We start from the raw sequence: 3,331 nt of genomic DNA, 5'->3' as shown, positions 1-3,331 counted from the left end.
GGGCCACCCCCCCCGGCACAACCGCTCAGCTAGTTAAAGGTGGTCCAGAAGATCGGCCACGGAGTTCATGACCTGGTCCGGGCGGAATGGGTAAGCGTCAATGTCTTCGGGCCGGGTGATGCCGGTGAACACCAGCACAGTGTGCAGCCCGGCTTCCATGCCGGCGATGATGTCGGTGTCCATGCGGTCGCCGATCATCGCCGTCGTTTCCGAGTGTGCCTGGATCCGGTTCATGGCCGAACGGAACATCATCGGGTTTGGCTTGCCCACAATGTAGGGTTCCCGGCCGGTGGCCTTGGTGATCAAGGCGGCAATGGCGCCCGTGGCGGGCAGCGGGCCCTCGGCGGACGGCCCGGTGGCATCTGGATTGGTGGCGATGAACCGGGCCCCGGCGCCAATGAGGCGGATGGCCTTGGTGATGGCCTCAAAGGAGTAGGTGCGGGTTTCGCCCAACACCACATAGTCGGGCTTGTGGTCGGTGAGGATGAAGCCCGCCTCGTGCAGCGCCGTCGTCAATCCAGCCTCGCCAATGACGTAGGCGCGTCCGTGCGGCATCTGAGCCTTGAGGAACTGGGCGGTGGCCAGGGCCGAGGTCCACAAATTTTCCTCCGGCACCTCCAACCCGGAAGCCTTCAGGCGGGCAGCAAGGTCGCGCGGGGTGTAGATGGAGTTGTTGGTCAGCACCAGGAATCGCCTGGAGGTGTCCACCCACCGCTGGATCAAGTCTGCGGCGCCGGGGACGGCCTTGTTTTCGTGGACCAGAACGCCGTCCATGTCTGTGAGCCAGCATTCGATGTCTCCGGGCTGGCGTGATTGCACGTTGCTCATGGTTCCTCCTGGTGGGGCAAAGGTGTTGCACCCCAGTCTGTCAGATGCCTCCGCAGGTCCGGGAATGCCGCGGTGTCCGAACGGCTAAAGTTAACCGGTGAGCAATTCCAACAACCCTTCCCCCGCGCCGGACGCGAACACCCCCGCCGAGACGCCCGAATACCCCGAGCTGCACCATGAAGTGGGCGTCGGCCCGTGGGCGGGCGAGCTGCCGGAAGGCGACCATTGGGATCCCGAGCTGCTGGCCGAGGGCGACCGCCGCAACGTCCTGGACGAGTACCGGTACTGGAGCATGGACGCCATCGTTGCCGAGTTGGACACCCGCCGGCACGACTTCCATGTCGCCATTGAAAACTGGCAGCACGACATGAACATTGGCACCGTGGTGCGCACCGCCAACGCCTTCCTCGCCAAAGAGGTGCACATCATCGGCCGACGGCGGTGGAACAAGCGCGGAGCCATGGTCACCGACCGCTACCAGCACGTCCGCCACCACCCCACAGTTGAGGACTTCGTCGCCTGGGCGGAGCATGAAGGTTTGGCTGTCATCGGCATCGACATCTTTCCGGACTCGGAAAAGCTGGAAACGTATGAACTGCCCCGCAACTGCGTCTTCGTGTTTGGCCAGGAAGGCCCCGGGCTCAGTGACGAGGTGCATGCCGCGGCGCAAACCACGCTATCCATTGAACAATTCGGCTCCACCCGTTCCATCAACGCCGCGTCTGCTGCGGGCATCGCCATGCACGCCTGGATCCGCCGGCACGTGTTCAACCAAAGCGTGGGGGGTTAGACGCGCCGCCCCCGGTTCGAGTTTGCACTTATTGGACCAATAACACCGGGATACCGCTTTCCTCGTCCAATAAGTGCAAACTCGATCCTGAAAGTCCAAAAGCTGGGCGGAAACTTCATCTTCTTCGAGACTTTGGGTGCACTGGCTAAGATGGAGGAAGCCATGCGGGAGCTGGCCTGTTGCCAGACTCTTAGTACCGTTCAGCCCAGAGGAGCTTTTAATGCCCATCGCAACACCGGACAAGTATGCCGAAATGATCGACCGCGCCAAGGCTGGCGGATTCGCCTACCCCGCGGTCAACGTGACATCCTCACAGACTCTCAACGCAACCCTCCAGGGCTTTGCCGATGCCGGAACTGACGGCATCATCCAGGTTTCCACCGGCGGCGGCGCCTACTGGTCCGGCGCAGGCGTGAAGGACATGGTTGCCGGCTCCCTGGGCTTCGCAGCATTCGCCCGCGAAGTTGCCAAGAACTACCCCATCAACGTGGCCCTGCACACCGACCACTGCCCCAAGGACAAGCTGGACGGCTTTGTGCTGCCGTTGCTGGCTGCCTCCGAAGCAGAGGTCAAGGCCGGCCGCGACCCGATCTTCAACTCGCACATGTGGGACGGCTCAGCTGAAACCCTCGAGGACAACCTGCGCATCGGCCGCGAACTGCTGGCCCGCACGCACGCAGCAAAGATGATCCTTGAAGTTGAAATTGGTGCTGTCGGCGGCGAGGAAGACGGCGTTGAAAACGCCATCAACGACAAGCTGTACTCCACCATCGAAGACGGCCTGGCCACTGTTGCAGCGCTGGGCTCCGGCGAAAACGGCCGCTACATCACGGCACTGACCTTCGGCAACGTGCACGGCGTGTACAAGGCCGGGAACGTCAAGCTGCGCCCGGAAATCCTGAAGGAAATCCAGGCCGCCGTTGGCGCCAAGCTCGGCAAGGAAAACCCGTTCGACCTGGTCTTCCATGGCGGTTCAGGCTCCTCCGACCAGGAAATTTCCGATGCTGTTTCCTACGGCGTCATCAAGATGAACATCGACACCGACACCCAGTACGCCTACACGCGTCCGGTGGTCGACCACATGTTCACCAACTACAACGGAGTCCTGAAGGTTGACGGCGACGTTGGCAACAAGAAGACCTACGACCCCCGCGTCTGGGGCGCCTCGGCCGAAAAGGGCCTGGCGGCACGCGTCGTTGAGGCTGCCTCGCAGCTCGGCTCCGCAGGCAAGACGTTCAAGTAGCATGAGCGACGAATTCCGCAAGAACCTCCTCGGCCCGGAGCCCACGCTGCTCCCGGCCGAGGTGGATGTCCAGGCCCGGTTGGATGCAGGGGATGAGGCAGTTGATTTGGCTGCCGCGAACCCGACGTCCTCGCTCCTGTGGGCCATCCTGGCGGACGAGGCGTATGCGGAGGGCCGGACCATCGAGTCCTACGCCTACGCACGCACCGGCTACCACCGCGGCCTGGATTCGCTGCGCCGCAATGGCTGGCGCGGCACGGGTCCGGTCCCTTATTCGCACGAGGGCAACCGCGGATTCCTGCGCGCGCTCTACGCGCTGGGCCGGGCGGCAGGCGCCATCGGTGAAGCTGACGAGGCTGCACGGATTTCCACGTTCCTGAACGACTCTGATCCGCTGGCAACAGCCGCGATCGAAGCCGCGCTCTAAGGCTTTCCACAAAAAGGACGGCGTTTTGGGGTTATGCGGGGGG

The 3,331-nt window shown here is 63.0% G+C and carries 4 protein-coding genes; 3 read left to right on the top strand and 1 reads right to left on the bottom strand.

The window, feature by feature from the left end:
- Positions 1-33: 33 nt before the first annotated feature.
- On the bottom strand, positions 34-828 hold the full coding sequence (locus tag ACT3TS_RS19445; protein ID WP_444533177.1) for an HAD-IIA family hydrolase: 795 nt from the start codon (positions 826-828) through the stop codon (positions 34-36).
- Between the two features lie 169 nt (positions 829-997).
- Here ACT3TS_RS19445 and ACT3TS_RS19440 point away from each other — a divergent pair, with 169 nt between their 5' ends.
- The 3 genes from ACT3TS_RS19440 (at position 998) to ACT3TS_RS19430 (ending at position 3,288) form a co-directional block, all read left to right on the top strand.
- Positions 998-1,618 (top strand): TrmH family RNA methyltransferase, encoded by a 621-nt coding sequence (locus ACT3TS_RS19440; RefSeq protein ID WP_444533178.1) that lies wholly within the window; start codon positions 998-1,000, stop codon positions 1,616-1,618.
- A 220-nt stretch (positions 1,619-1,838) separates the two neighbouring features.
- On the top strand, positions 1,839-2,861 hold the full coding sequence (fbaA, locus tag ACT3TS_RS19435) for a class II fructose-bisphosphate aldolase (protein ID WP_444533176.1): 1,023 nt from the start codon (positions 1,839-1,841) through the stop codon (positions 2,859-2,861).
- A 1-nt stretch (position 2,862) separates the two neighbouring features.
- On the top strand, positions 2,863-3,288 hold the full coding sequence (locus ACT3TS_RS19430) for a DUF3151 domain-containing protein (RefSeq protein WP_444533175.1): 426 nt from the start codon (positions 2,863-2,865) through the stop codon (positions 3,286-3,288).
- Positions 3,289-3,331 lie beyond the last annotated feature (43 nt).

Origin of the sequence: Specibacter sp. AOP5-B1-6 (genome assembly GCF_052376555.1) — a bacterium.
Lineage (GTDB): Bacteria > Actinomycetota > Actinomycetes > Actinomycetales > Micrococcaceae > Specibacter.
The sequence above is the reverse complement of the archived record's forward strand: the minus strand, read 5'-3'. Positions and strand labels throughout refer to the sequence as shown.

Excerpts from the sequence above, each read along its gene's own strand:
- ACT3TS_RS19445 (WP_444533177.1), bottom strand. The coding sequence starts at position 828 with ATGAGCAACGTGCAATCACGCCAGCCCGGAGACATCGAATGCTGGCTC.
- fbaA (WP_444533176.1), top strand. The coding sequence starts at position 1,839 with ATGCCCATCGCAACACCGGACAAGTATGCCGAAATGATCGACCGCGCC.
- ACT3TS_RS19430 (WP_444533175.1), top strand. The coding sequence starts at position 2,863 with ATGAGCGACGAATTCCGCAAGAACCTCCTCGGCCCGGAGCCCACGCTG.